This is a genomic window from Streptomyces sp. NPDC018045 (genome assembly GCF_044327445.1).
Lineage (GTDB): Bacteria > Actinomycetota > Actinomycetes > Streptomycetales > Streptomycetaceae > Streptomyces.
The window spans coordinates 155,789-182,482 of sequence record NZ_JBIRFL010000009.1; the positions used below are offsets into that span (position 1 = coordinate 155,789).

Below are 26,694 nucleotides of genomic sequence, written 5' to 3' on the forward strand. Positions count from 1 at the left end.
GCATGGTACCCCTGTCTTTCGCCCAGCGCCGGTTGTGGTTCCTGTACCGCTTCACCGGCCCGTCGGCCACCTACAACATTCCCGTGGTGCTGCGGCTGCGCGGCAGTCTCGGCGTCGAGGCGATCGGCGCGGCGATACGGGACGTCGTCCTCCGGCACGATTGCCTGCGCACGCTGATCGGCGAGGACGAGAGCGGCACCGCCTACCAGCGCGTGCTGCCGACCGACGAGGTGCTGCTGGACATCCCCCTGGCGCACATGGGGCCGGAGGGTGAGGCCGCCGCCATCGCGGAGGTGATCGGGCACCCCTTCGACCTGGGCACCGAGATCCCGGTACGGGCGCGCGTACTGCGCCGCACCGACGAGGAGCACGTCCTTGCGCTGGTGATCCAGCACATCGCTGCCGACGGCGGCTCGGTCGCCCCGTTCATCCGCGACCTCACCACCGCGTACACCGCGCGGCTGAGCGGAGGCGCGCCGGACTGGACGCCGCTCCCGGTCCGGTATGTCGACTACACGCTGTGGCAGCGCGAACTGCTCGGCGAGGCGTCCGACGAGGACAGCGTGCTGGCCGGACAGGTCACGTACTGGCGGCAGGAGCTCGCGGACGTTCCGCAACCGCTGCCGCTGCCGCTGGACCGGCCGCGGCCAGCGCTCGCGGGGTACCGTGGCGGCGTCGTCGACTTCACCGTCGGGCCGGAGCTGTTCGCCCGGATCGAGGAACTGGCCCGCGGTCGCGGAATGACCGTGTCGATGGTGTTCCAGGCGGCGCTCGCGGTCCTGTTGCACCGCCTCGGCGGCGGAGAGGACCTCACCATCGGGTCGCCGATCGCCGGCCGCATGGACGAGGCCCTGGCCGACATGGTCGGGTTCTTCGTCAACACCTGGGTGCTGCGGGTAGGCCTGGCCGGCAACCCGTCGTTCGAGCGGGTCCTTGAGCAGGTGCGGGACAAGGCGCTGGCCGCGTACGAGAACCAGGACGCGCCCTTCGAGCGGCTGGTGGAACTGCTCAACCCGGACCGGTCGCTGTCCTACCACCCCTTCTTCCAGGTGATGTTCGCCTGGCAGAACTACACCCGGCTCGACCTGGAACTCCCGCACCTGCAGGTCACCGCCGAGCCCGTGCCCTCCACCACCGCGAAGTTCGACCTGTTCTTCAACTTCGCCCCCGACGCGACGGGGCGGGGCGTGTACGGAGTGATCGAGTACGCCACCGAGCTGTTCGACCGCGGCACCGTCGAGCGGATCGCCGAGCGGCTGCGGAGCGTATTGCGCCAGGTGGTGTCCGACCCCGGCCGAGGGGTCGGCTCCGTCGGTGTCCTCGTGCCCGGCGAAGAGACACGGCTGCTGCACGAGCTCAACGACACTGTCGTGCCCGTACCGGGCAGATCGGTCCATGGACGGTTCCGGCGCCAAGCGGCAGCCACCCCCGACGCCATCGCGCTGGAGGCCGGGGAGACCACACTGACCTACCGGGAGCTCGACCAGCTCTCCGGCACCTTCGCGCACCACCTCATCCGCCGGGGGGTGGGCCCCGGGGCTCTTGTGGCGGTCGCTCTCAAGCGTTCGACCGACCTCGTGGTGAGCATGCTGGCCGTGCTCAAGGCAGGCGGCGCCTACCTCCCGATCGACCCCGGCCACCCGGCGGAGCGCGTGGCGTTCACGCTACGCGACGCGGACACCACCGTCGTGATCACCGATGGGGAACTCGCCGTGCCGGACGGCGTACCCAGCGTGCCGGTCGGCGTGCTGCGCACTGCCGTGGGCCACGCACCGTACCCGGCGGACCACGGCGACTCCCTTGCCTACGTCATGTACACCTCGGGCTCGACAGGGGTTCCCAAAGGCATCGCGGTGACCCACCACAACGTGGTGAGCCTGGCCGCAGACCGGCGCTGGAACGGCGGCGCCCACGCCCGCGTATTGCTGCACTCCCCGCACACCTTCGACGCCTCCACCTACGAACTGTGGGCGCCCCTCCTCGGCGGCGGCCGGGTGGTGATCAGCCCCCCGGACGACCTCCAGGCCGCCACCCTGGCCGCGCTGGTGGCCGAGCGGCGGCTCACCGCACTGTGGCTGACCGCCGGGCTGTTCGCGGTGCTCGTCGACCAGGACCCGACATGCCCGGCCGGGCTGCGCGAGGTCTGGGTGGGCGGCGACGCGGTCTCCCCGGCCGCGGTGGAGCGCGTCCTGACCGCCTGCCCGGGACTGACGGTCGTCAACGGATACGGCCCCACCGAGACGACCGTCTTCGCCACCAGCCACCCGGTGTCCTCCGGGCAGCCGGGCCCGGAGGTGCCGATCGGACGGCCGATGGACAACATGCGGGTGTTCGTACTGGACGCGGGGCTGCGGCCGGTTCCGCCGGGTGTAGTGGGCGAGTTGTACGTGGCGGGCGCCGGCCTGGCGCGCGGCTACCTGCACCGGCCCGGCCTGACCGCTGAGAGGTTCGTGGCCTGCCCCTTCGGCGGGCCGGGTGAGCGGATGTACCGGACCGGGGACCTGGCGGCGTGGAACCCCGCAGGCGAGCTGGTGTTCCGGGGCCGTGCGGACCACCAGGTCAAGGTCCGCGGGTTCCGCATCGAACCCGGGGAGGTCGAGGCCGTCCTGACCGGACACCCCGCCGTCGCGCAGGCCGTCGTGGTCTCCCGCGAGGACCAGGCAGGCGACCAGCGCCTGGTGGCCTATGTCGTCCCTGACGTGACCGGGGCCGGCTCGGCCGCCGACGAACAGGTCGGTGAGTGGCAGCAGGTCTACGAGCGGATGTATGCCGCCGGAGGCGGCGGCCTGGGCGACGATTTCACCGGCTGGAACTCCAGCTACACCGGCAAGGCCATCCCGCTGGCGGAGATGAGGCAATGGCGGGACGCCGCCGTCGAGCGCGTCCTGTGCTGGTCCCCGCGCCGGGTGCTCGAACTGGGCACCGGGTCGGGCCTGTTGCTGGCCTGTATCGCCCCGCACGTCGAGGAGTACTGGGGCACGGACTTCTCCGTCACCGCGGTCGAGGGGCTGCGCAGCCAGGTGCGCGCGGCGGGTTGGGCGGACCGGGTTCACCTGCGCCACCAGGCCGCGGACGATGTCTCGGGCCTTCCGGCGGGCCGGTTCGACACCGTCGTCCTGAACTCGGTGGTGCAGTACTTCCCGGACGCGGACTACCTCGACCGGGTGCTGAGCCAGGCGATGGTACTGCTGGCCCCGGGAGGCCGGGTCGTCCTCGGCGATGTGCGGTACGCGGGCTCGCTGAGCCTGTTGTACCGCGCCGTACAGCAGGCCAGGTACCCCGGCGCCACCGCCGGAGCGCTCCGGGCCGCCGTGGAGCACGCGGTGTTCGTGGAGAAGGAACTGGTGCTGGAACCCGAATGGTTCACGCGGTGGGGCGAGCGCCATGGCGCTGCCGCCGTCGACGTCCGGCTGAAGTCCGGCACCGCTCACAACGAACTGACCCGGCACCGCTACGAAGTGGTCCTGCACAAAGCCCCGGCGCGTCCCGTTCCCCTCGGCGAGCTGCCGACACTTGAGTGGGGCACCGACATTGCAGACCTCGCGGGCCTAGGCCGGCGGTGCAGCTTCGAGCACGGCACCCCCGTACGCATCACGGGCATCCCCAACGCCCGCTTGATCGGCGAGGGAGGACAGGTCACCGGTGGGGTCACCGGAATCGACCCGCAAGAGGTTCAGGACTGGGCCGTCGCCCAGGGCTGGGGCTCGCTGGTGACCTGGTCCCACGCGGTCGACCGGTTCGACGCCGTCGTGTGGACGGGAGGCCCGGCGCCCGGGCGGGTGTTCACCGACAGCTACCTCCCGGACGGCCGTACAGGCAAGGCGCTGTCGAACGATCCGGCCGGGGTGCGCGAAGTCGGCTCCCTGCTCACGGCCCTGCGCGGATACGCGCGCGAGCGACTGCCCGACTACATGGTGCCCTCGGCTGTCATCGCCATCGGCAGCGTTCCGCTGACACCGAGTGGCAAGCTGGACCGGCGGTCCCTGCCCGCCCCGGACTACGCGGGTACGACGGACGGGCGAGCGCCCCGGACCCCGCAGGAGGAAATCCTGGCGGGCCTGTTCGCCGAGGTGCTGGGACTCGACTGCGTCGGCGTCGACGACGGCTTCTTCGTGATGGGTGGCCACTCCTTGCTGGCCACGCGGCTCGTCGGCCGGATCCGCGCCGAACTGGACGTCGAGGTGCCGGTGCGGGCCGTGTTCGAGACCAGCACGGTGGCCGGGCTGGCCGCGCACCTGGCCGCGGGATCGGGTGCGCGCCCGGCCCTGGTGCGGCAGACCCGCCCCGAGCGGGTGCCGCTGTCCTACGCACAGCAGCGGATGTGGTTCCTGCACCGACTCGAAGGGCCTTCCACCAGCTACAACATGCCGACCATGCTGCGGCTGCGCGGCGCCCTCGACGTGGCGGCGCTGCGGGCGGCGCTCCTCGACCTGCTCGTGCGGCACGAGAGTCTGCGCACGCTGATCGTCGAGGACGAGGTCGGCACGCCGTATCAGCGGATCATCCCGGCAGCCGAAGTGCCGCTGGACGTGCCGGTCACGCCGGTCTCGCCCGACGGCCTCGCCGACGCCATGCGGGCCGCGGCCGGGCACCGGTTCAACCTCTCCACCGACCTGCCCCTACGGGCCACAGTGCTGCGCTGCGCCGAGGACGACCACGTCCTCGCGCTGGTGCTCCATCACGTCGCCGGCGACGGAGGCTCGGCGACCCCGCTGGTCAACGACCTTACGGCGGCGTACACCGCGCGCCGGGACGGTCAGGCGCCACCGTGGGCCCCGCTGCCCGTGCAGTACGCGGACTACGCCATCTGGCAGCGGGCGATGCTCGGCCAGGAGTCAGAGGACGGCAGTGTCCTGGCCGGTCAAGTCGCCTACTGGCACCAGGAGCTGTCCGGAACGCCCCAGCCGCTGCCGCTGCCGCTGGACCGTCCGCGCCCGGCCATGGGAGCCCGCCGCGCGGACCAGATCGAGTTCGCGGTCGGACCGGACCTGCTCGCCGCTGTGGAAGAGCTGGCCCGTCGCCGCAGTGTGACGGTCTCGATGGTGCTGCAAGCGGCCCTGGCCACCCTGCTGCACCGGCTGGGCAGCGGCGACGACATCACCATCGGCTCGCCGATCGCGGGCCGAACGGACCAGGCGCTGACCGATCTGGTCGGGTTCTTCGTCAACAGCTGGGTGCTGCGGGTGCGGTTGACCGGCGACCCGACGTTCGAGCAGGTACTCGATCAGGTCAGGGGCAAGGCCCTGGCCGCGTACGACAACCAGGAGGCCCCCTTCGACCGCCTGGTCGAGCTGCTGAACCCCGACCGCTCCGCCGCCCACCACCCGCTGTTCCAGGTTGTGCTGGCCTGGCAGAACAACCCACGGGCCGAACTCCGCCTGCCCGGCCTCACGGTCGGCGTCGAACCGGTCCCCGGCACCGCCACCGCCAAGTTCGACCTCTCCTTCCTCCTGAGCCCCGATGCGCGTGGCGGCGCTCTCGGTCTTCTGGAGTACGACACCGACCTCTTCGACCACGGCACCGTCGCCAAGCTCGTGAACCGGTTCCTCCACGTCCTCGAGCAGGTCACTGCCGACCCGGCCCGCCCCGCCGGCACGGTCGACGTGCTGGAGCCCGGTGAACTCCGGCGGCACGTGGAGGAGCTGAACGACACATGCGTACCGGAGCCCGGCGGCACGATCCCGATGCTGTTCGCGCGGCAGGCGGACGCCACCCCGGACGCGGTCGCGGTCACGGCGGGCGGGGAGTCCCTGACCTACCGCGAGCTCGACAGCAGGGCCGAGGCGGTGGCCGCCGAGCTGGTCCGGCGGGGCGCGGCGGTCGGGTCGGTGGTGGCCGTGGCCCTGCCGCGATCCCTGGACCTGATCGTCGCCCTGCTGGCGGTGGTCAAGTCCGGCGCCGCCTACCTGCCGATCGATCCCGGGTACCCGACGGAGCGGCAGGCGTTCATGCTGCGGGACGCACGGCCGCTGTTCGTCGTGTCCACCGCCGAGTTCGCCGCCCGCTCGGGCCAGGACGACTGCCCACGCGTGGTCTTCGAGGACCTTGCCATGGGTACCGGCGCGCTCGGCACACCGGTGGACCGCGTCAGTCACGGGGACCACCTCGCTTACGTGCTGTACACCTCGGGATCCACCGGGCTGCCCAAGGGCACCGGGATCACCCACCGTGGCGTTGTCCAGCTGGCGGTGGACCGGTGCTGGCTCCGTCCGGCGGAGGAGAGCGTCCTGCTGCGGTCCCCCCACACTTTCGACGCCATGACCTGGGAACTGTGGCCGACGCTGCTGCGTGGTGCCCGGCTCGTGGTGGCGCCGCCCGGGGACATCGACGACGCCGCCGTCTTCGCGCCCCTGGTGGCTGAGCAGCGGATCACCACGACCTTGCTGGTCACCTCGGTCTTCCACCATCTGGTCGACCAGGACCCGGCGTGCCTTTCCGGGCTGCGCGAGGTGTGGATCGGAGGTGAACGGCTCTCACCCGCATCGGTCGAGCGGGCCGCGAAGAGCTGCCCGGACACGGTGTTCGTGAACGCCTACGGACCGACCGAGGTCACCGTCTGCTCCAGCGTGCACGAGCTGCCGCCGGGGCAGGCGGTCGCGGAGGTGCCGATCGGGCGGCCGATGGACAACATGCGGGTGTACGTGCTGGACGCGGCGCTACGGCCGGTTCCGTCCGGAGTGGTGGGCGAGCTGTACGTCGCCGGTACCCGCTTGGCGCGCGGCTACCCGGGCCGGGCCAGCCTGACGGCCGGGAGGTTCGTGGCCTGCCCCTTCGGCCGGCCGGGCGAGCGGATGTACCGGACCGGGGACATGGCAGCATGGACCGCTGCCGGTGAGCTGGTGTTCCGGGGCCGCGCGGACAACCAGGTCAAGGTCCGCGGGTTCCGCATCGAGCCCGGTGAGGTGGAAGCGGCGCTGCTGGCACACCCGGCGGTGACGCAGGCGGTCGTGATCGCCCGCAGGGTCCGGGACACCGGGACGCACCTGGTCGCCTATGCGGTGGCCGCCGAGCCCGGCCCCGGCGACCTGCGGAAGTACCTGGCGGGGACGTTGCCGAACTTCATGGTGCCCTCGGCGGTCGTCCTCATGGACCGGCTGCCGCTGACGCCCAACCGGAAGCTGGACCGCGCGGCCCTGCCCGAGCCGGCCTTCGCGGGTGCCGCATACCGGGCACCGAGCACACCCGATGAGGAGACCCTGGCCGGGCTGTTCGGCGAGGTGCTCGGGGTGGACCGGGTCGGTGCCGACGACGACTTCTTCTCTCTGGGCGGCCACTCGCTGCTGGTGACCCGCCTGGTCAGCCGGATCGCCGCGGTCACGGGGGTGTCCGTGCCGGTCCGGGAGGTGTTCCGGCACCCGGTCGTGGCCGACCTCGCCCAGCGGCTGCGGTCCGGTACCGCGCCCGACACGCCGGAAGACCCGTTCGCCGTGGTGCTGCCGATCACCACGGAGGGGCGCCGGCCACCCCTCTGGATGATCCACCCGGGAGGCGGGCTGTGCTGGGCGTACATGGGCTTCGTCGACCATCTGCCGGACCGGCAGCTCTACGGTCTCCAGGCGCGTGAGTACGACCCGGCGCACCCGAGGGCGCGCTCTGTCGAGGAGATGGTTGACACCTATCTGGACCACATCGCCACGGTGCAGCCCGAGGGCCCGTACTCCCTGTTGGGCTGGTCCAGCGGCGGCATCCTCGCGCATGCGATGGCCGTGGAACTGCGGCGACGGGGGTACGAGGTGGGCCTGCTGGCGATGCTGGACAGCGCCACCTCCGGTGGGCGCGGGCCCGACAGCGCTTTTGACGAGGACGATATCCTCCAGGACGCGCGCACGCAGGAACTGGTGCGTGACTACCTGGGCAGCGCGGCGGACGGGGTCGATTTCCGCTCGCTCTTCAGGACCATGGCCCGTGTCACCGTCGAGCACTCGGCGCTCCTGGACGCCTTCACCACCCCCGTGTTCGACGGCGACCTGCTGTTCTTCACCGCCACGGTGAACAACCACGGATTCGCCGCCCAATGGGCGCCGTACGTGCGCGAGATCCACGAGCACGAGATCCCCTGCGAGCACCGCGACATGTCCCGGCCCGCGCATGCGGCCGCGATCTGCGCGGTGATCGACCGGGTGCTCGCCGACATCGACAACCCACTGTGAGGGGGCCTTTATGCGAAGTTCCGGGACCGGCCGCTGCTCCGGCAGCTATGATGTGGTGGGGCTGGGGTTCGGCCCGGCCAACCTGGCCCTGGCCATCGCGCTGGAAGAGCACCGGCATCCGGTGACCGCAGCCTTCTTCGAGCGCCAGAACACGCTCGGCTGGCACCGCGGCATGCTCCTGCCCTCCGCCAAGATGCAGGTCGCTTTCATGAAGGACCTCGCGACGTTCCGCAACCCGACCTCGCGGTTCAGCTTCGTGTCCTACCTGCACGCGAAGGAGAGGCTGGCGCGGTTCGTGAACCGACAGGATTTCTTCCCCACGCGGCAGGAGTTCCACGACTATCTCCAGTGGGCGGAGTCGGCGTTCACGGACCGGGTCACCTACGGCGCGGAGGCAGTCGCACTCCGGCTGCCACCGCGCACCGACCCGGCCGCCCCGGTCGACCACGTGTACGTCGATGTGCGCGAGGGGGGCGGGAGCGGCGCCGTGTCGACCGTCGCGGCCCGCAACGTGGTCATCTCCACGGGTCTGACCCCACGGATGCCGGTGGGAATCGAACGCGACCGACGTGTATGGCACAGCTCGGAGTTCCTCGGGCGGTTCGGAGCCTGCGACCGCGCGGCGCTCAAGCGGGTCGCCGTCGTGGGCGCGGGCCAGAGCGCCGCCGAGGTCGTCCGCTTCCTCTACGACACACTGCCCGGTACGACCGTGTACGCGATCCTGCCGTCGTACGGCTACTCGATCGCGGAGAACACCCCCTTCGCCAACGAGGTCTTCGACGCGTCCGCCGTCGACGACTTCCACGGTGGGTCGCAGCGGGCCAAGGACGCCATCTGGCGCTACCACCGCAACACGAACTACTCCGTGGTGGACGACGAGGTGATCAAGGACCTGTACCAGCGGGCGTACGACGACGAAGTCAGCGGCGACCGGCGGCTTGAGTTCGTCAGCCTCTCCAGGGTGACCGGTGTCAAGGACACCGGGGACGCGACGCAGGTCACCGTCCACTCACTGGTCGGCGACCAGGCCGCCGAGTTCGCTGTCGACCTGGTGGTCTGTGCCACCGGATACGACGCGATGGCCCCGGGCGGCCTGCTGGGCGACCTCGATGCCCACTGTGCCCGTCACCAGGACGGCAGCCATGTTGTCGAGCGGGACTACCGGCTGGCGACCTCGTCCCCCCTGAACTGCGGCATCTATGTGCAGGGGGGCACCGAGCACACGCACGGCCTCTCGTCCTCGCTGCTGTCCAACGTGGCCGTGCGCGGCGGCGAAATCGCCGATTCCATCATCGGACGGCTGCTCGGTGAGACCGGCTCCGCCTCCGGCACGCCGGCCGTGCCGGGCAACCGCCGGTAACCCGGCAGCACGCTGTTCACCGAACGAGACCGAACCAGAGGGAGAAACGAACCATGAGCACCAATCCCTTCGACAACGAGGACGGCACGTTCTTCGTCGTGGTCAACGATGAGGACCAGCATTCGCTGTGGCCGGCCTTCGCCGAGGTGCCCGCGGGATGGCGGGTGGCCCTGGGGCCCGAGAGCCGCCAGCGGTGCCTCGACCACATCGAGGAGAACTGGACGGACATGCGGCCGGCCGGGCTGCGCCGGGCGATGGATGCCGACGCGGCCACCACATCCTAGACCGACGGACATCGGGGCGGGTGCGCCATGGCGCACCCGCCCCGATGTCGTTTCACCGCCCGGCGTGATCCGAGCGGTTCCGTGCCGCTTGAGTCTGCGGCCAAGCGCTATTCCTTTACCTCAAGAGTCTTCCGCGGTCCGGGAACGACGGGGACCGGGCCCGGGTGCCGTAGTCGTGCCGTGCTGAATCTGCGGACGGCCGGTGACTCGATCAAGGTGAAGAGGAGATGGGCGAGCAGCAGGGAGACCGCGAACACGGCGAGGAGGATTCCGCCCCGGGCGGCCGGTGAAGGGTGGCCGCTCGCGACGAACCACGTGTGCGCGTACGTGATGACCAGCCCGTGCACCAGGTAGAAGGCGAAGGAGAGTTCGCCCAGCCTCAGCAGCGTCCTTCCCCGGAAGGGGGAGGCTGTTCCGTGCTGATCGGCGCCGGCGGCAGCAGCCACCAGCGGTGTGAGCCATAGCGCCGCCGTGCTGCCCGTGCCGTACAGGTAAGGGACGCTGGAGTTGATCGCATAGCCGCCTACGGCGATCAGCAGTGCGGGGAGCAGTCGCAGCCGCGGCCAGACGCCTTCGTACATCAGCCGCGCGGCCACCATGCCCAGGACGAATTCAAGAGCCCTGACCGGTGGGAGGAAGTACACGAACCAGATCTGTTCGAAAGAGAGCGTGCCATCCGCGATGGGCGGCAGGGGGACGCCGCCGACAAGATGCTGCGCGGCCACCGGCGCCAGCAAGGTCAGCGCAGCCAGTGCCCCCGCCAACGCCCACAGCGCGCGCACCGGCACCCGCTTCAGTGCCCACAGCAACGCCGGGAAGCACAGGTAGAAGAACAGCTCACAGGACAGCGACCAGCTGACGGGATTCATGGCAGTCGGAACCGTCATGTCGGGGATCCACGCCTGCACGAGGAAGAGACCGGCGAAGGTGTCCAGCTGGACGAAGGGCTGTGCCGTGACGAGCATCAGTACCGCTGCCATCGCGAACGTCACGAGATGGTTGGGAAATATCTTCACGATCCGGCGCCGCCAGACGCGTGGCGCGGTGTCGTTCGGTCGCGCCGACCAGGTCAGCACAAAACCACTGAGAACAAAGAAAAATGTGACCCCGTAGGAACCGGCGTTGGCGAAAACTTTTCCCAGCGCGTCCCCGGTGGAGCCGGTGATGTAGTTGCTTCGCCAAGTGGCGTGGAAAGCAAATACGAGCAGAGCTGCGACGAATCGTAATCCGGTCAGAGATGGCAGCCTGGTGGCGTACGGATGTATGTGCGTGGTTGGCACTGAATTCGACCTCGGATCTTTGGGCTCTCCTGGTCCGAGATGGGGCCAGGGGCGCGAATGTCGACATAGTGGCGCGGGAAAGGCAGGGCGCCCGTGTCGTCGGTAAATGGTCAAACTACTTACCTGACGCGCAGGTGCGCAAGCCGCCATTCGTTTCGGTCAAGGGGAAACGGTGTCGCCCGATTGTTTGCCGGTGTCCGAATGCGGTCGGCCCGGCTGCGTGGAAGCGCCCGCCGACGAGGTGGCGCCATGGCGCCTTGACATGGCGCCATGAGGGGCGCACCATGGCGCCATGGACCTCACGCCGTACATCGACAACCTCCGTAGTGAACTCATGGCCGCCGCGAAGACGGACGAAGCCACGGCGCTGGCCGAGCGGCTGGTCGTCTCGGTCGCAGCGGCAACCCGGCTCACCATGCTGGAGGTGCTGTCGGCCGCGGCGGACGAGATCAGCCAGGACCTCGCGCCCGGTTCGGTGGAGGTCCGGCTGCGTGGGCGCGACCCGGATTTCGTGGTCACGACCGCCGACGCCGGTGACGAGTTCGCGGGCGACGACAGCACCGCGCCGCCGGGCCGCCCGACCGAGGCCCGCTCCGCGGTCCCCAGCGGTCTCGAAGGCCCCGTGTCCCGGATCAACTTCCGGCCGCCGGAGCCGCTGAAGCAGCGCATCGAGGAGGCCGCCGCCGAGGAGGGGCTGTCCGTCAACGCCTACCTGGTCGGTGTGACCACCGCGGCCCTGGCCGACAACCAGAACCACCGGCGGCCGCGGCGCGCGGCCGGTCGCGAGAAGCGCTTCACCGGCTGGGTCGGCTGAACCTGACCGGCCACCCGCAGAGCCAACCATCCACAGAGAGGGACCACCGTGCCTGTCTTTCCCACCCCCGAGCCCATCACCGTCGTCCTCGGTGTCACCAGTGGCCAGGTGAGGATCGTCGCCGGCGACCGCGCCGACACAGCCGTACAGATCAACCCCGGCAACGAGGCCAGCGCATCCGATGTGAAGGCGGCCGAGCAGACCCAGGTCGACTTTTCCGGTGGCAGGCTCACGGTCACCGCTCCGGAGCCGAGCGGGTTGAAGAGTGCCATCGGGACGGAGAACTCGGTCGATGTGACGATTGAGCTGCCGGCCGGCTCCAGCCTTGAGGTCACGACGGCGAAGGCGGAGATCCGTACCGAGGGCCTGCTCGGCGAATGCCGGGTCCACACCGCGTCGGCCCCGGTCCGGTTCGACCGGACCGGCGCATTGCGCGCGGACAGTGCGGACGGCCCGCTCACGGTCGGGCGGGTGAGCGGGCACGCCGCGGTCAGCGTGGCGTCGGGGCGGGTACGGATCGGCGAGATCGACGGCACCGGCGCGATCGACGGCGTCAACGGCGACATCTGGATCGGCCAGGCCGCCCAGGATCTGGAAATCGGCACAGCCGACGGCGACATCGCCGTCGACCGCGCCGCCGGCAACGTCACTGCCCAGAGCTCCGGCGGCAGCATCCGGATCGGAGAGGTGGCGCGCGGCCGGGCGGAGCTGATGACCGCGGAGGGACAGCTCGACGTCGGCATCCGAGAGGGCACCGCTGCCTGGATCGACGCGCGCAGCAGGACCGGAAGCGTACGCAACTCTCTTGCCGCGCAAGAAGGGCCCGAGCAGTTCGCGGAGAAGGTCAAGGTGCGCGCCCGTACCCGCTCCGGCGACGTCGTCATCCGCCGCGCACCGCAGCACGGCCCTTCGGCGCACGAGTGAGGCACCACGGCTTCACCAACCCCCCGGCCAGATGGCGCCATGGCGCCGCGACCCGTGGGCGTTTCTGCCCGCAGGTATATTCCACTAGCTCGGCCATGTGAAAGGAAAGGGAATTGACAACCACCCCTCCATCGGCGATTTCCGCACTCGGCTTACGGAAGTCGTACGGTGACAAAGTCGTTCTCGACGGAATCGACCTCGATGTGCCCTCGGGGCGGATCTGGTCGCTGCTCGGTCCGAACGGCGCGGGCAAGACCACCATGGTGCAGATTCTGTCCACGCTCATCCGGCCCGACGCCGGGACCGTGCAGGTCGCCGGCCATGACCTGGCCAAGGACCCCGATGCGGTGCGCCGATCCATCGGTGTGACCGGACAGTTCGCGGCGGTGGACGAAATGCTCACCGGGGAGGAAAACCTTCTTCTGATGGGCGACCTCCACCATCTCGACCGTCGGACGAGCCGGCGCCGCGCCGACGAACTCCTCCAGCAGTTCGACCTCGAAGACGCCGGGAAGAAGGTCGCCAGCACCTACTCCGGCGGTATGCGCCGCAAACTCGATCTGGCGATGACCCTGGTCGGCAACCCGCGCATCATCTTCCTCGACGAGCCGACCACCGGTCTCGACCCCCGCAGCCGGCACACCATGTGGGAGATCATCCGCGGCTTGGTCGCCAACGAGGGCATCACCATCTTCCTGACCACGCAGTACCTCGAAGAGGCCGACGAACTCGCCGACCGGATCGCGGTGCTCGACCACGGCAAGCTGGTCGCCCAGGGCACCCCCGCCGAGCTCAAGAGCCTGGTTCCCGGCAGCCACATCCTTCTCACGTTCGGCGACACCACCGAACTCGACGCGGCCGCCCGCGTCCTGGGCGGATCTGCCGGCGACGACCAAGGGCTCACGCTGCGGGTGCCCAGCAACGGTGACCTGGGGGCGATACGCGGCCTGCTCGACCGGCTCGACGCGGCCTCGGTGACGGCCAAGAACCTCTCCATCCATACTCCCGACCTTGACGACGTCTTCCTTACCCTCACCGGCCGCCCCGCGGCGGCCGGCGAAGCGGCGGAGAACGCAGCGAAGGAGACGGTCTGATGGCTTCAATGTCGTACGCCATGAGCGATTCGTGGACGATGGTGCGCCGCAATGTGCGGCACATCACGCGCTATCCCTCGATGCTGCTCGCCACCGTGGTGATCCCGGCGCTGATGTTCCTGCTCTTCGTCTTCGCCTTCGGCGGCGTCATGGGCAAGGGCCTGGTCGGCAAAGACGCGGGCACTGCCTACGTGGACTACCTCTCGCCGGGGATCATTCTGCTGGCACTGGTCATGGCCGCCATGTCGACCTCGGTCTCGGTGGCCATGGATATGACCAAGGGAATCATCAACCGGTTCCGCACCATGTCGATCGCCCGCACGTCGGTCCTCGTCGGACATGTCGTCGGAAGTGTGGTTCAGGCTCTGGTCAGCGTCGTCATCATGCTCGCGGTCGCGCTGGTTGCCGGGTTCCGGCCCGCAGCGGGCGTCGGCGGGTGGCTCGCCGCGCTCGGCCTGGTGGCGCTGCTCAGCTTCGCGCTCACCTGGATCGCGGTCGCCTTCGGCCTGGCTGCCAAGACCGTCGAGAGCGCGAGCAACACGCCGATGCTCCTGCAGCTTCTGCCTTTCCTGTCCAGCGCGTTCGTGCCGGCCGAATCGATGGCCTCGGGCCTGCGCTGGTTCACCGAGTACCAGCCGTTCACACCGATCGCGGAGACGCTCCGCGGCCTGTTCCTGGGCCGGCCGCTCGGTAACGACTGGATCATCGCGGTCGCCTGGTGCCTCGGTATCGCGCTGGTCGGCTACTTGTGGTCGGCGAGGCTGTTCAAGCGCGATCCCCGTACGACCTGAACAATCGGAATGCCGGTGAGCCGTCCGCTCCGGGAGCGGACGGCTTGCTGTCGTATTGCTGTGGAGCTCCGTTCCCACTCGGGCACCCCCACCCGGTTGTCCCGGCGACAGGACACGCTGCGACGCGCTGCCCCGTCAGCGGCCGGCTCAGCTCCGACCCGGGCCGTACGCCGACAGCGACCGGCCCATTCGATTACCCCGGCACCGAAAATTCGGATCAGGAATAGCGGGCCATTTACATGGCGATCTCCGTGTCGCTAGCATCGGCGCGGTCCGCAGGTCGGGCACGGCGACCGCAGATTCGCGTCACGGCATGCCGACCCGATTCATCAGGCAGTAAGGAATCAACGTGAGTGAAACCCTCCCCGAGGCGGCGCCGTTACCCTTTACGCGCCCCGTCGGCTGTCCCTTCGACCCGCCGGCCGAGCTCGCTCCGCTACGCGAGAAACACCCGATCAGTCGAATGTCCTATTCCGATGGACATGTGGGTTGGCTGGTGACCGGTCATGCGCTCGCCCGGGAAGTACTGGCCGACTCACGGTTCAGTACGCGGCGGGAACTCATCCACTTCCCTTTTCCCGGGGCGCCGGACATCGTCCTGCCCCCCGCTCCGGTGGGGCACTTCCACGCGATGGACCCGCCCGAGCACACCCGCTACCGGCAGATGCTGACCGGTCAGTTCACCGTTCGCCGGATGAAGCAGCTCACCGCCCGCATCGAGCAGTTCACCACCGAACACCTGGACGCCATGGAGAAGCAGGGCCCCTCGGTGGACCTGGTGAGTGCCTACGCGTACCCGATACCCGCGCTGACCATCTGCGAACTGCTCGGTGTACCCGCCGCGGACAGCGACGTGTTCCGGCGTGACGCGAGGGTCATGAACTCGCTCGATGCCACGGAAGAAGAGGTGTCCGCCGCGGTCACCGCGATGGACGAGTACATGCACGAGCTGGTCGCCGCGAAGCGCGCCAGGCCGGCCGACGACCTCCTGAGCGATCTGACGTCGACGGACCTCACCGACGAGGAACTGGCGGCGATCGGCACCGTCCTGCTGGGCGCGGGGCTGGACACCACCGCGAACATGATCGCGCTCGGCGTCTTCGCCATGCTGAACCACCGCGACCAGTTCTCCGCCCTGCGTGCCGACCCGGGCCTTGCCGACAGCGCCGTCGAGGAACTGTTGCGCTATCTCACCGTCATCCACACCGAGGCGAAGTCGGCGCTCGAAGACATCGAGCTGGGCGGACAGCTGATCAAGGCGGGCGACACGGTCACCGTCTCGCTGCACGCCGCCAACCGGGATCCGGCACGGTTCGCCGACCCTGACCGACTCGACCTGCGACGCCGCGCCGTCGGGCACATGGCCTTCGGGCACGGCATCCACCAGTGCCTCGGCCAGCAGCTGGCCCGCGTCGAGATGCGCGTCGCCTATCCCGCGCTACTGACCCGCTTTCCGTCCCTGCGCCTGGCGGTCCGTCCGGAGGACGTGCCGGTCTACACCGGCAGCGTTTACGGTGTGCAGCGGCTTCCGGTGACCTGGGACGAGGCGTAACCGGTGCGCCTCGGCACGGACCGAGCACGCTGCTGTAGTTCGGGTATGTGCGTCATCACGGCGCCCGAGGTGTTCGATCAGGACGATGCGGACGGGCGGGTGCTGCTTGTGGACCCCACACCGCCGCCTGCCCTCCATGAGACGGTCCGGCAGGCCGTCGAGGCGTGCCCGTGCGGGGCGATCACCGAGGAAATCGGGCCCGGCTGAATTCCCGTGTGCCCGTGCCCCGGACGAGCCGCGGCCGAGCAGCCCCGGTATTTCCGGGGGCAATTCGCAAGAAGACGCTCAATGAGTTCAGCCGCCTGCGCAGCGGAATCGGTGACGACAGGGGAAAACATGTCCGCACTTGCCGAACGATGGAACTTGGACGCGAAGCGATTTTTCTGGCTGTACGGTGACAAGGACCTCGCGCCCGAGCGGGTCGCGTACGACGACACAACCGGCTTGTGGAACGTCCACGGATATTCCGAGGCCCTGCACGTGCTGAACAATCCACAGCTCTTCTCCTCCGAGACCGGGCGCCTCATACCCGAGCGGAGCGAGTTCGACGAGGGCACGATCACCCAGCTGGACCCGCCGCGGCACACGGCGCTGCGCAAGCTCGTCAGCCACGCGTTCACACCCGGGGCGATCAACGCGTTGGAGCCCCGCATTCACGCCATCGTGGACGGACTGCTGACCAAGGCCGAGGGACAGCGCGGTTTCGACCTGGTCGCCGATTTCGCCTACCCCCTGCCGATCACCGTCATCACCGAGCTGCTCGGTGTGCCGGCCGCCGACCACGCCCTGATCAACGGGTGGGTGGACAGAATGCTGAGCGGCACCACAGAGTTCTCGTTGCTCGAACGCGACAGCCTCGGCAGCGAGATCGAAACCGTAGTGGAGCAAGCACGCCATCTCACCGACTACCTGCGGGACCTGGCGAAGGAGCGCCGTACCAACCCACGGAACGACCTGGTCACCGGGCTGGTCGAGGCCGAGGTCGACGGGGAGCGGCTGACCGAGAACGAGATCGCCAACTTCGCCAACGCCATGCTCGTCGCCGGGCATGTCACGACCACGCTGCTGATCGGCAGCACGGTGCTGTGCCTGGACGCCTACCCGGAAGCCGACCGGGCGGTACGCACGGACCGCGGGCTGGTTCCTCCGTTGCTTGAGGAGTCGCTGCGCTACTTCGCGCCGATCGCGTCCATGGTGCGGGTGACGAACACCGAGACCGAACTGGGCGGCGCCGTCATCGGGCCCGACCAGATGGTCGCGGTGTGGATCCCCACGGTCAACCGCGATGAGCAGGTCTTCACCGACCCGTACACCTTCGATCCGGCCCGTGAGCCCAACCCACACCTTTCTTTCGGCCGAGGTGTCCACTTCTGTATCGGCGCGGCCCTGGCCAGGCGGGAGAGCAGGGTCGCGATGAACGCGCTCTTCGACCGATTCCCCCGGCTGCGCTGCGACCCGCAGGATCCGCCCACGTTCATGACCAGCCCCAACCTCAACGGCGTGACCAGGCTCCCGGTCATCGCCGGCTGACCGGACCGCCCGAGGAGAGCACGATGCACCCGACCATACTCGACGCCCACACCTACCGGACGGCGGAGCAGTTGCTGCGGCACAACCGGGACAAGCTCGTCTTCGGTGGGAAGATCCGGCCGAGGTGGATCGACGGCGGGGCGCGCTTCTGGTACACGGTCGACTCTGCCGCGGGACGGCGGTTCATCCTCGTCACCCCGGCCGAGGGCACCCGTCACCCCGCGTTCGACCACCAACGGCTCGCCGGCGCGCTGGCGGCGGCATCCGGCCGAGAGGTCGATCCGGCCGCGCTGCCGTTCGCCGCGTTCGAGCAGACTTCCGTCGCCGTCGCCTTCCACGCGTTCGGCGAGCGGTGGACCTGCACACTGGGCGACTACGCCTGCGCCAGGACCGAGGGGGCACCGGCGCGCAATGTGCTGGAGGCCGTCGCACCGGACGGCCGGCACGCGGTGTTCCGCGACGGGTACGATCTTCGGGCCCGGTCGCTGGACGGTTCCGAGGACTGGGCGCTGACCGACGACGGCACGCACGACCGCGACTACGGCTCCAACCCGGACTACTACATGTACTCCACGCTGCTGCCGAAGATCGGTATCCTGCACTTGCCGCCCGCTCTGACCTGGTCGCCGGACTCCACCCGTGTCCTCACCCACCGCAGCGACCAGCGCGGCGTCCGCCGGACCCATCTCGTACAGGTCCTGCCCCCGGACGGCGGCGCCCCGCGGCTGCTGACCCAGCGCTTCGCCCACCCCGGTGACGAGCGGCTGCCGATGGCCGAGTTCGTGGTGCTGGACATCGCGAGCGGCAAGGCCGTACCCGCGCGGGCCGAGCCCGTCGCGATGCCGATGATGTCGCCGATCTCCCGGCAGTGGGCGTGGTGGGCCAAGGACGGCTCGGCCGTATACTACCTCGACCAGCAACGGGACATGAAGGTTCTGAGCCTGCGGCGGCTGGACCCGGATTCCGGCGAGGTGCGTACCGTGCTCTCGGAGTCGGGCCCGACGCGGGTGGAGCCAGGGCAGTACTTCGCGCAGGCACCCATGGTCGAGGTGCTGTCGGAGGGACAGGAGGTGCTGTGGTACTCCCAGCGCGACGGCTGGGGCCACCTCTATCTGTACGGGACACAGGACGGCGAGCTGCGGACGCAGGTGACGTCGGGGCCCTGGGCGGTGCGGCAGATCCTGCACGTCGACGAAGAGCGGCGGATCGTGTACTTCCTGGCGTCGGGCCTGAACGAGGAGGACCCCTACCGCCGAACGGTGTGCCGGGTGGGGTTGGACGGCTCCGGGTTCGCCAGGGTGAGCGACGATGACCTCGATCATGTGGTGACCGTGCCGCCGGGTGCGGCGTACTTCATCGACTCGGCGTCCACCAACGCCGTCGAGCCGGTCACCACCGTGCGCGGCTGGGACGGCCGCGTGCTGGTCGTGCTGGAACGGGCCGACATATCGGGCTTGCTGGAGACCGGCTGGAGCCCTCCGGAACGGTTCCGCGCCACCGCTGCCGACGGCGAGACCGACATCTACGGCATGCTCTACCGGCCCCATGACTTCGACCCGGCCAAGCGGTACCCCGTGCTCGACCATCCCTACTGCTTTCCGAACGCGAACCGGGTCAGCCCGTCTTTCGACCCAGGCTTCTACGGCTGTGACGCCGAGAGCCTCGCTGCCCTCGGGTTCGTTGTGATCGCCGTCGACGGCAGGGGGTCTCCCGGGCGTGACAAGGCGTTCCACGACGCCTCCTACGGCCGGATCGCCGACGCCGTGGGACTGGCCGACCATGTGGCGGCACTGCGCGAACTGGCTCTGACACGCCCCTGGATGGACCTCGACCGCGTCGGTGCGTTCGGCACCTCCGCCGGCGGATTCGCCACCGTAAGGGCGATGCTGGAGTACCCCGGGATGTTCAAGGCCGGGGTCGCCGAAGGCGGCATGCACGACATCCGCTACGCCGAGCTCGGCGTGGCCGAGGCGTTCAACGGCCCGTTCGACGCGGCGGCCTACGCGGAGGCGTCCAACGTGGACATCGCGGACCGGCTCACAGGCAAGCTGCTGCTGGTGCACGGGGGGCTGGACGACAGCGTCTCCCCGCACCTGACGCTGCGCCTGGCCGAACGCCTCATCGCGGCGGACAAGGACTTCGAACTGCTTGTCATCCCAGGCGCGGACCATGTCTACGTCGGCTATGACCACTACCTCAACCGGCGCCGGTGGGACTTCCTGGTCCGTCATCTCATGGGCGTCGAACCGCCCACCGGATACCGGCTCACGCCCGTGTCGCTGGACATGAACACCGTCGAAGAGCTCTTCGGATGACGGGAGAGGCCCCCTTGCGTTCCCCGAATCCCACCTCGCTCGAATTGTGGCTGCGCCCGTGCCACACCCCCGTACCGCAGCCACGGTCACGACTGGTGTGCCTGCCGCACGCGGGAGGAACGGCCCATGAGTTCCGTTCCTGGGGCGCGCGCTTTCCGACGGACGTCGGTGTGTACGCGGTGCAGTACCCCGGCCGGCAGGACCGTTTCGTTGAACCGCTCGTGGACGACATCGGGACGATGGCCGAGCGTGTCGCGGACGTTCTGGAGCCGTGGACCGATGAGCCGCTGACGCTCTTCGGCCACAGTATGGGCGCCTATATCGCCTACGAAGCAGCGGCTGAACTGGAGCGCCGCCACGGTCAGGTGATCGATCTCCTCGCGGTGTCCGGCGCTTCCCCGCCCCACCACAAAGGGCGTGGACGGATTCACGAGCTGACCGACAGCGAGCTGCTTGCGGACCTCAAGCGTGTCAATGCCTCTCTTGCCGATCTGCTCGCACAGCCGGAGCTGGTCAAGGTGCTGCTGCCGATGATGCGTGCCGACTACCGGCTGAGCGAGCAATACGAACGCCATGACCCGCTTCCGGTGAAGGCGCCATTGGTCGCCCTCAGCGGCAACGCCGACCCGGAGGTCGACCGCGGTGGCCTGGAGGCGTGGTCGGCGTTCACCACCAGCCGCTTCGACGCGATCGTGCTGCCGGGCGGCCACTTCTACCTTTTCGACGGCGAAGCCGACGTGACCGCGGTACTGGCCGCGTATCTGCCGGGCGCTTCGGGCCGGCCAAGGACAGTTAGCCGCGCGTAGGCGCTCCGCCGGGAAGCAGATGTCCTGGCGACAGTACGGCGGTGAACGGGAGTACGCCGGTGAAGGGACCCGGTCGTACGGCTCCGCGACGTATCACCTCGCCATGTCACCCATCAATCGTGAAGGGGAATCCGCGATGTTGCCGGGCAATTGTCTGCACAGCATCTTCCAGGAACGCGCTCGCGCCGCTCCGGAACGGATCGCGCTGACCTCGGGAAGCGAGACGGTCTCGTATCGAGAGCTCGACGAGCGCAGCGATCTCCTGGCCGCCCGGCTCACCGAGCTGGGCGTACGGCCCAACGTCCTCGTCGCGCTGTGCGCGCGCCGAAGCCCGGAAGCCATCGCCGGCATGCTCGGCATTCTGAAAGCGGGCGGTGCGTATGTGCCCATCGATCCCACCTATCCGCCGGAACGCGTCGACTATCTCTTGGCCGACTGCGCGGCACCGGTCGTGGTGGCCGCCGCGGACACCGCGGAGTTGATGGCCGGGCGCCACCCGGCGATCGTATGGATCGAAGGGGACCGCGTCACCGGCGAATCCGGCACCGCCACGCCGGGATGCGGCGAGCAGCCGGCGGAGCCTGCCGGGCACGGTCTGGCCTACGTCATCTACACATCCGGTACGACCGGAGCGCCCAAAGGCGTCGCTGTCGAACACCGCAACGCGGTACGGCTCTTCGAACAGGCCCAGCCCCGGTTCGCGTTCGACCACCGCGACAGTTGGACGCTCTTCCACTCGATCAGCTTCGACTTCTCGGTGTGGGAAATCTGGGGCGCGCTGTTGTACGGCGGACGGCTGGTCCTGCCACCCGAGGCGGTCTCGCGCTCGCCCGCGCTGCTGGTGTCGCTGCTGCGCTCCGAGCGGGTGACCATTCTGAACCAGACGCCCTCGGCGTTCCGCCAACTGCTCACCGTCCTGCCCTCGGGGGAGAACAGCACGGCCGGCCTGGCCCTGCGGCTGGTGCTTTTCGGCGGGGAACGGCTGGACCCGCACATGCTGGCCCCGTGGATCGACCGGCACGGGGATCGCCGTCCGGCTCTGGTCAATATGTACGGGATCACTGAGACGACGGTGCACTGCACCTACCGGAGGATTACCGCCGCGGACCTGGCGGAAGGCGGCAGGAGCCCCATCGGTGTGCCCCTGCCCGACCTCCGGGTCCATGTCGTGGACGACGACGGGCAGTTGGTACGGGACGGCGTGCCCGGCGAGATGTATATCGCCGGGGCCGGCCTGGCCCGCGGCTACCTGAACCGGCCGGAACTCACGGCCGAGCGCTTCTTGTCCCCCGCGCCGCAACTGGGTGAGGAACGGGTCTACCGGTCCGGCGACCGCGCAATGCGCCTGCCCGGCGGCGAACTGGTCTACCTCGGGCGGATGGACAGCCAACTGAAGGTCCGCGGATACCGGATCGAACCCGGCGAGATAGAAGAATGCCTCTCGCACCTGCCGGATGTCGCGGGAGCTGTTGTCACGTCCCGAGATTTCGGGGATGGTGATATCCGGCTGATCGCCTATCTGCTGCCCGCACACAGCCCGGATCTCAGTGAGCGGAGCACTTCCCGCCTTGTCGCTGTGGCAGAGAAGCATGCGCGAGCGTCGTTGCCGCAGCACCTTCGTCCTTCCGTATACAAAATCGTCACGGATATTCCTGTAACGCCCCAGGGAAAGGTGAATCGTCATGCGCTGGGAAAGTAACTCCGTACCGCAACGGGAGGCGACATCATGACCGCTTCGATCAGAACCGGCGAAGGTACCGCCGGTATCAAGCAGGAAATCGACGCCATAGCCCGGACCGTACTGGAACGGGAGGCGGTCGATCCGGCCGTCGACCTGTTCGACCAAGGCGCCACTTCGCTCGCGTTCATTCGGATCGTGGCCCAGGTGAACGAGAAGTACGACATTGCCGTCGATGTCACGGCGCTCGACGAAGCGAGTGTCGACTCCTTGTCGGCGCTCGCTCAGGCGCACATCACAAGCCAAGAGCCGCTCACGTTAAGGGACTGACGATGACGAACACGATGCAGCAGAGTTTCACCCCCACCCCCGAAGAAGTCGCCCAGTTCCACGAGCGGGGCTACCTGGGACCCTTCAAGGTGTACGAAGTCGAGGAGATGAAGCGGCTCTGGCGGCGCGAGCGGCTCCAGCTGATGGACCGCAGCAAGGCCGTATACGAAGAAACCGACGCGCAGGCCGGAAACACCAACATCGCCAACTACGACCGCCATCTGGACTCCACGTTCCTGGCCGACCACATCTGCCGGCCGGAGATCGTGGACCGGGTGTCGGCCGTCCTCGGGCCGAACGTTCTCTGCTGGCGCTCGGAGTTCTTCCCGAAATACCCGGGAGACGAGGGAACGGACTGGCACCAGGCCGACACCTTCGCCTTCGCCTCGGGCAAGCCGCAGATCGTATGGCCGGAGTCCGAAAGAGAATTCGGTGGCACCATCACGGTGTGGACTGCATTTACCGAAGCCTCGGAAGAAACGGGCTGCCTGCAGTTCATTCCGGGGACGCAGCGCACCATGTTCTATGACGAGACGAAGAAGATGCACTACCAACCGGGCAAGATCAACCGTCAGGAGAAGTCTGGAACCGCGCGTGGCTTCTACGGCTACGACTACCGCGAACTGCAAAAGGACCCCGACTGGCAGCCCGATGAAGACCGAGCGGTGTCCATGGTCATGAAGCCGGGAGAGGCGGTCATGTTCTGGTCCACGATGATGCACGCCTCCAAGCCGCATTCCGCGATGGACAGGGAAATGCGGCTGGGCTTCGCAGGCCGGTACGTACCGACTTCGGTGGCGGTCTACCCCGACACCGATGACGTCGACGAATACGGCGGCCGGGTGAGCCTGAGCGAGTACGGCACGGTGCTGGTGGCGGGCGAAGACACCCACACCCACAACCGGAAGGTGACGCACACCACGAAGGGCCACAAGTTCCCCACCCGGTGAGCTCGTTGGCGTAGGGGTCGGCTGAAGGAGGTCGTCGAATGCTCGGACGCGACACGAGAAAGGCCATCGCACGGCTCGCCGAGTCCGTACTGTCGGTGAAGCCGCTCGTCGAGGGCCTGGCATCACCGGTCCGGGTCGTCCCGGGCGGCCGCGACGCCACAGTCTCCCCGGCCGGCCGGCCGGCCGGGGAGTGGCGGGCGCTGCGCCGGCTGCTGGACCGGGTCGCCCGGCGTTCCGGAGTCGCGGGGTTGACGCTCGCCCGGGACACGGCGTTCGACGACCTCCAGATGTTCGAGCGCGTGATCAGCGAGCGGCTGGCGCTCGCGGAGTGGATGCGCTGTGCCACCGCGGTACCGGTGGACCGCCTCGGCGAGGTGGACCAGGTGCTGACCCGGACGCTGGCGGACAGCTTCGAGGCGTTCTCCCCCAAGGAGGCCATCACTTCCGTCGACGGGGTGCCGTTGCACGTCTACGCCGCGGGCCAGGGAGCCGAGACCGTCGTCCTCGTACCCGCCTGCGGCATGCCGGTCGCGCTCTCGGAATCCTGGGTACGCTTCCTCGCCCGCGACCGCCGGGTGCTGACCTGGGAGAGCCGGGGGCTGTTCGGCGCGGCCGGTCACGACGGCGACTACGGAGTGGACGTCGGGGCGCAGTCAGCCGACCTCTTCGCGGTGATGGATCACTACGGCGTGGCCGGTGCCCATGTGGTCGGCCTGTGCGGTGGCGCAGTGATCGCCCTGGCGGCGGCAGCCGGCCGGCCGGAGAGGATCGCCTCGCTGAGCCTGTGGCACGGGGCGTATGGATTCACCGACGGCGGCGCGAAGACCAAGCACCAGGAAGGGCTGATCGAGCTGATGACCTCCGCCGCCCGCAGCCGCGCCGCTGCGCGGGCGGTGCACGCCGCCTTCTGCCAGGCCATGCTCACCAGCACCCCCGCCGACGCGGCCCACCTTGTGCTGTATCCGTACGCGAGCCCGGAACTCCTCTACCGATACTGCCGCCTCAATACCGGTATCACCGGCACCGATGTCGAACCGTACCTCGCCAGGGTTAGGCAGCCTGCGCTGGTGGTCACCAGCCGGGACGACGACATCGCTCACCCAGCCGGTTCGGAACGAGTGGCCGCGGGCCTCACGAATGGACAGCTCCGTGTGGAGGCCCACGGGGACCATATCTCGCTCTTCAGCGCGCAGGACGCGCTGTTGCAGGTCGCGACGGACTTCATGGCACAGCACGGTACGGCTCGATCGACCGCCTGACTGACCTGAGGACGCGACGGCCGAATCAGGCGATGGCAGTCAACGCCCCTTCTCGGACCGGCCGCGGGCGCGGCATCACCGTTCCGGCCGGGGAGCAGGCCGGTGTCTGCCCCAGACGCTTCGCTGCCTGCACGGAGAAAGGACGCAGTTGATGAGTGTGGCAGAGGCCGCCCTGTACCTGGCCCATGTGGCCGTGTGCCTGGCGGTCGTTCTCGGGCTGGCCTGGCTCGGCCGTGCGCTGGCCCGGTGGCTGCGCCAGCCGGAGGTGATCGGCGAGATCACTGGGGGCTTGCTCGCCGGTCCCACACTGCGTGCACTGGTGGGGGCGGACGCGTTCGGTCTGCTGCTACCCGATGGTGTACGGGATGCGCTGAAACTGCTGGGCGAGGGCGGGCTGGCGCTGTTCCTGGTAGGGCTCACGCACGAACTGCGAGCCGGCTCCCTGGGGTTCGGGCGCCGTACGGTGTCCTGGATCGTGTTCGGTGCGCTGGTGCCGTCACTGCTGGCCGGCAGCCTGCTGGCTGGGTGGGTGCTGCTCATCGACGATCCGGCGCTGCGCGGCACGTCGCCGTTACCCGCGTTCGTGCTGTTCATCGCAGTGGCGCTGTCGATCACTGCGGTGCCGGTACTGGCACGCATCATGGCGGACCGGGGCCTGACGGCCTCCCCTGCGGGGCGGTTGGCCCTCACCGGCGCGATCATTCTGGACGCCGCAGGCTGGGTGCTGTTGTCCGTCGTGATCGGGCTGAGCGCGGGCAGCGCGGTCAATTCGCTGCGGGTGCTGGCGGTCATGGCCGCATCGGTGGTCGTGGTACCGCTCCTCAGGGCTGTGCTGCGTACCGAGATCGCCCGCCTGGCGATGGCCCGTTCCCCGCGCCTGGCTGCAGTGGCGGTCGGCACCGGCGCGATCGTGGCCGCCTTGGCGGTGGAGAGACTCGGGCTGTCCATGATCTTCGGCGCCGCGCTCTTCGGCCTGGCGATCCCCGTCGGCACCTCGTCGGAAGCAGCCGCGGTGGTGTCTCGTGTGACCTGGTTCGGCCGACTGCTCGTGCCGGTGTTCTTCGTGGTCACGGGGATCACGGTGCTCACCGCCGCGCTCGGCTCGGCGCCCTGGGCACTGCTGGTCCTGAGCACGACTCTGGGCACCATTGGCAAGATCGGCGGCGGCTATCTCGGCGCGCGCCTGGGAGGGGAGTCACCCATAACGGCTGCGCGTGTCGGCGTCCTGTTGAACACTCGTGGGCTCACCGAGCTGATCGCCCTGCAAGTCGGCTACAACGCCGGCATCGTGACGGCACCGATGTTCCTGGGGCTGGTGGTGATGGCCCTCGTCACCACCGCCCTCACCGGCCCGCTGCTGTCACTGCTCGACCGGATACAGGACGGCAGCCGTGGTGTACGCACCCGCCCCCGCCGGGAGACCGCCGCAGTGTGAGCGTAGGACTGTCCGCGGTGGCCACTTGCCGTTCGACCGACCGCCTTGGGCCATGGTCTTTGGTGAACCCACGAGACCCTGGCCACGCCATTGCGACCAGTCGCCTCCTCTGGTGCCGTGTTGCACACTGGATATCAGGCGG

Annotated in this window: 18 protein-coding genes; 17 read left to right on the forward strand and 1 reads right to left on the reverse strand. The window is 69.0% G+C overall.

What is annotated here, in order from left to right; translation table 11 throughout:
• Window positions 1–2: 2 nt before the first annotated feature.
• The 3 genes from ACH4EB_RS22055 to ACH4EB_RS22065 are packed head-to-tail and all read left to right on the forward strand — an operon-like array spanning window position 3 to window position 9,794.
• Window positions 3–8,150 (forward strand): amino acid adenylation domain-containing protein, encoded by an 8,148-nt coding sequence (locus ACH4EB_RS22055; protein ID WP_398349247.1) that lies wholly within the window; start codon window positions 3–5, stop codon window positions 8,148–8,150.
• A 10-nt stretch (window positions 8,151–8,160) separates the two neighbouring features.
• On the forward strand, window positions 8,161–9,510 hold the full coding sequence (locus ACH4EB_RS22060; protein ID WP_398349248.1) for a lysine N(6)-hydroxylase/L-ornithine N(5)-oxygenase family protein: 1,350 nt from the start codon (window positions 8,161–8,163) through the stop codon (window positions 9,508–9,510).
• A 53-nt stretch (window positions 9,511–9,563) separates the two neighbouring features.
• The gene (locus tag ACH4EB_RS22065; RefSeq protein WP_398349249.1) at window positions 9,564–9,794 is read left to right on the forward strand and encodes an MbtH family protein; all 231 of its coding nucleotides are present in this window, start codon (window positions 9,564–9,566) and stop codon (window positions 9,792–9,794) included.
• Window positions 9,795–9,901: 107 nt separating this feature from the next.
• Here ACH4EB_RS22065 and ACH4EB_RS22070 read toward each other — a convergent pair whose 3' ends face one another.
• Window positions 9,902–11,074: an acyltransferase family protein gene (locus ACH4EB_RS22070; RefSeq protein ID WP_398349250.1), complete on the reverse strand. Its 1,173-nt coding sequence runs from the start codon at window positions 11,072–11,074 to the stop codon at window positions 9,902–9,904.
• Window positions 11,075–11,366: 292 nt separating this feature from the next.
• Here ACH4EB_RS22070 and ACH4EB_RS22075 point away from each other — a divergent pair, with 292 nt between their 5' ends.
• From ACH4EB_RS22075 to ACH4EB_RS22140, 14 genes are all read left to right on the forward strand, one after another.
• The gene (locus ACH4EB_RS22075) at window positions 11,367–11,888 is read left to right on the forward strand and encodes a hypothetical protein (RefSeq protein ID WP_398349251.1); all 522 of its coding nucleotides are present in this window, start codon (window positions 11,367–11,369) and stop codon (window positions 11,886–11,888) included.
• 48 nt (window positions 11,889–11,936) lie between these two features.
• Complete coding sequence (locus ACH4EB_RS22080) at window positions 11,937–12,812, forward strand: DUF4097 family beta strand repeat-containing protein (protein ID WP_398349252.1); 876 nt, start codon at window positions 11,937–11,939, stop codon at window positions 12,810–12,812.
• Between the two features lie 113 nt (window positions 12,813–12,925).
• Window positions 12,926–13,906 (forward strand): ATP-binding cassette domain-containing protein, encoded by a 981-nt coding sequence (locus ACH4EB_RS22085; RefSeq protein WP_398349253.1) that lies wholly within the window; start codon window positions 12,926–12,928, stop codon window positions 13,904–13,906.
• Entirely contained in the window at window positions 13,906–14,697 is a 792-nt protein-coding gene (locus ACH4EB_RS22090) for an ABC transporter permease (protein ID WP_398349254.1), read from the forward strand. The genes ACH4EB_RS22085 and ACH4EB_RS22090 overlap by 1 nt, the downstream gene beginning before the upstream one ends.
• A 463-nt stretch (window positions 14,698–15,160) precedes the next feature.
• Window positions 15,161–16,249: a cytochrome P450 gene (locus ACH4EB_RS22095; protein WP_398349255.1), complete on the forward strand. Its 1,089-nt coding sequence runs from the start codon at window positions 15,161–15,163 to the stop codon at window positions 16,247–16,249.
• Window positions 16,250–16,252: 3 nt separating this feature from the next.
• Entirely contained in the window at window positions 16,253–16,456 is a 204-nt protein-coding gene (locus ACH4EB_RS22100) for a ferredoxin (protein WP_398349256.1), read from the forward strand.
• Window positions 16,457–16,585: 129 nt separating this feature from the next.
• Window positions 16,586–17,779, forward strand: coding sequence for a cytochrome P450 (locus tag ACH4EB_RS22105; RefSeq protein ID WP_398349257.1), 1,194 nt, complete (start codon window positions 16,586–16,588; stop codon window positions 17,777–17,779).
• Between the two features lie 23 nt (window positions 17,780–17,802).
• Window positions 17,803–20,094, forward strand: a complete 2,292-nt coding sequence (locus ACH4EB_RS22110; RefSeq protein ID WP_398349258.1) for a DPP IV N-terminal domain-containing protein — start codon at window positions 17,803–17,805, stop codon at window positions 20,092–20,094.
• Between the two features lie 95 nt (window positions 20,095–20,189).
• Window positions 20,190–20,900, forward strand: coding sequence for a thioesterase II family protein (locus ACH4EB_RS22115; RefSeq protein WP_398349259.1), 711 nt, complete (start codon window positions 20,190–20,192; stop codon window positions 20,898–20,900).
• Window positions 20,901–21,003: 103 nt separating this feature from the next.
• Window positions 21,004–22,599 (forward strand): amino acid adenylation domain-containing protein, encoded by a 1,596-nt coding sequence (locus ACH4EB_RS22120; RefSeq protein WP_398349260.1) that lies wholly within the window; start codon window positions 21,004–21,006, stop codon window positions 22,597–22,599.
• A gap of 27 nt (window positions 22,600–22,626) precedes the next feature.
• Window positions 22,627–22,908 carry an acyl carrier protein gene (locus ACH4EB_RS22125; protein ID WP_398349261.1) on the forward strand — a complete coding sequence of 94 codons (282 nt, stop codon included), beginning with the start codon at window positions 22,627–22,629 and terminating at the stop codon, window positions 22,906–22,908.
• Between the two features lie 2 nt (window positions 22,909–22,910).
• Window positions 22,911–23,858, forward strand: coding sequence for a chlorinating enzyme (locus ACH4EB_RS22130; RefSeq protein ID WP_398349262.1), 948 nt, complete (start codon window positions 22,911–22,913; stop codon window positions 23,856–23,858).
• A 38-nt stretch (window positions 23,859–23,896) separates the two neighbouring features.
• Window positions 23,897–25,117: an alpha/beta fold hydrolase gene (locus ACH4EB_RS22135; protein ID WP_398349263.1), complete on the forward strand. Its 1,221-nt coding sequence runs from the start codon at window positions 23,897–23,899 to the stop codon at window positions 25,115–25,117.
• A gap of 151 nt (window positions 25,118–25,268) precedes the next feature.
• A complete protein-coding gene (locus ACH4EB_RS22140) occupies window positions 25,269–26,552 on the forward strand; it encodes a cation:proton antiporter (protein ID WP_398349264.1) in 1,284 nt (427 codons plus the stop codon).
• The last annotated feature ends 142 nt before the right edge of the window (window positions 26,553–26,694 follow it).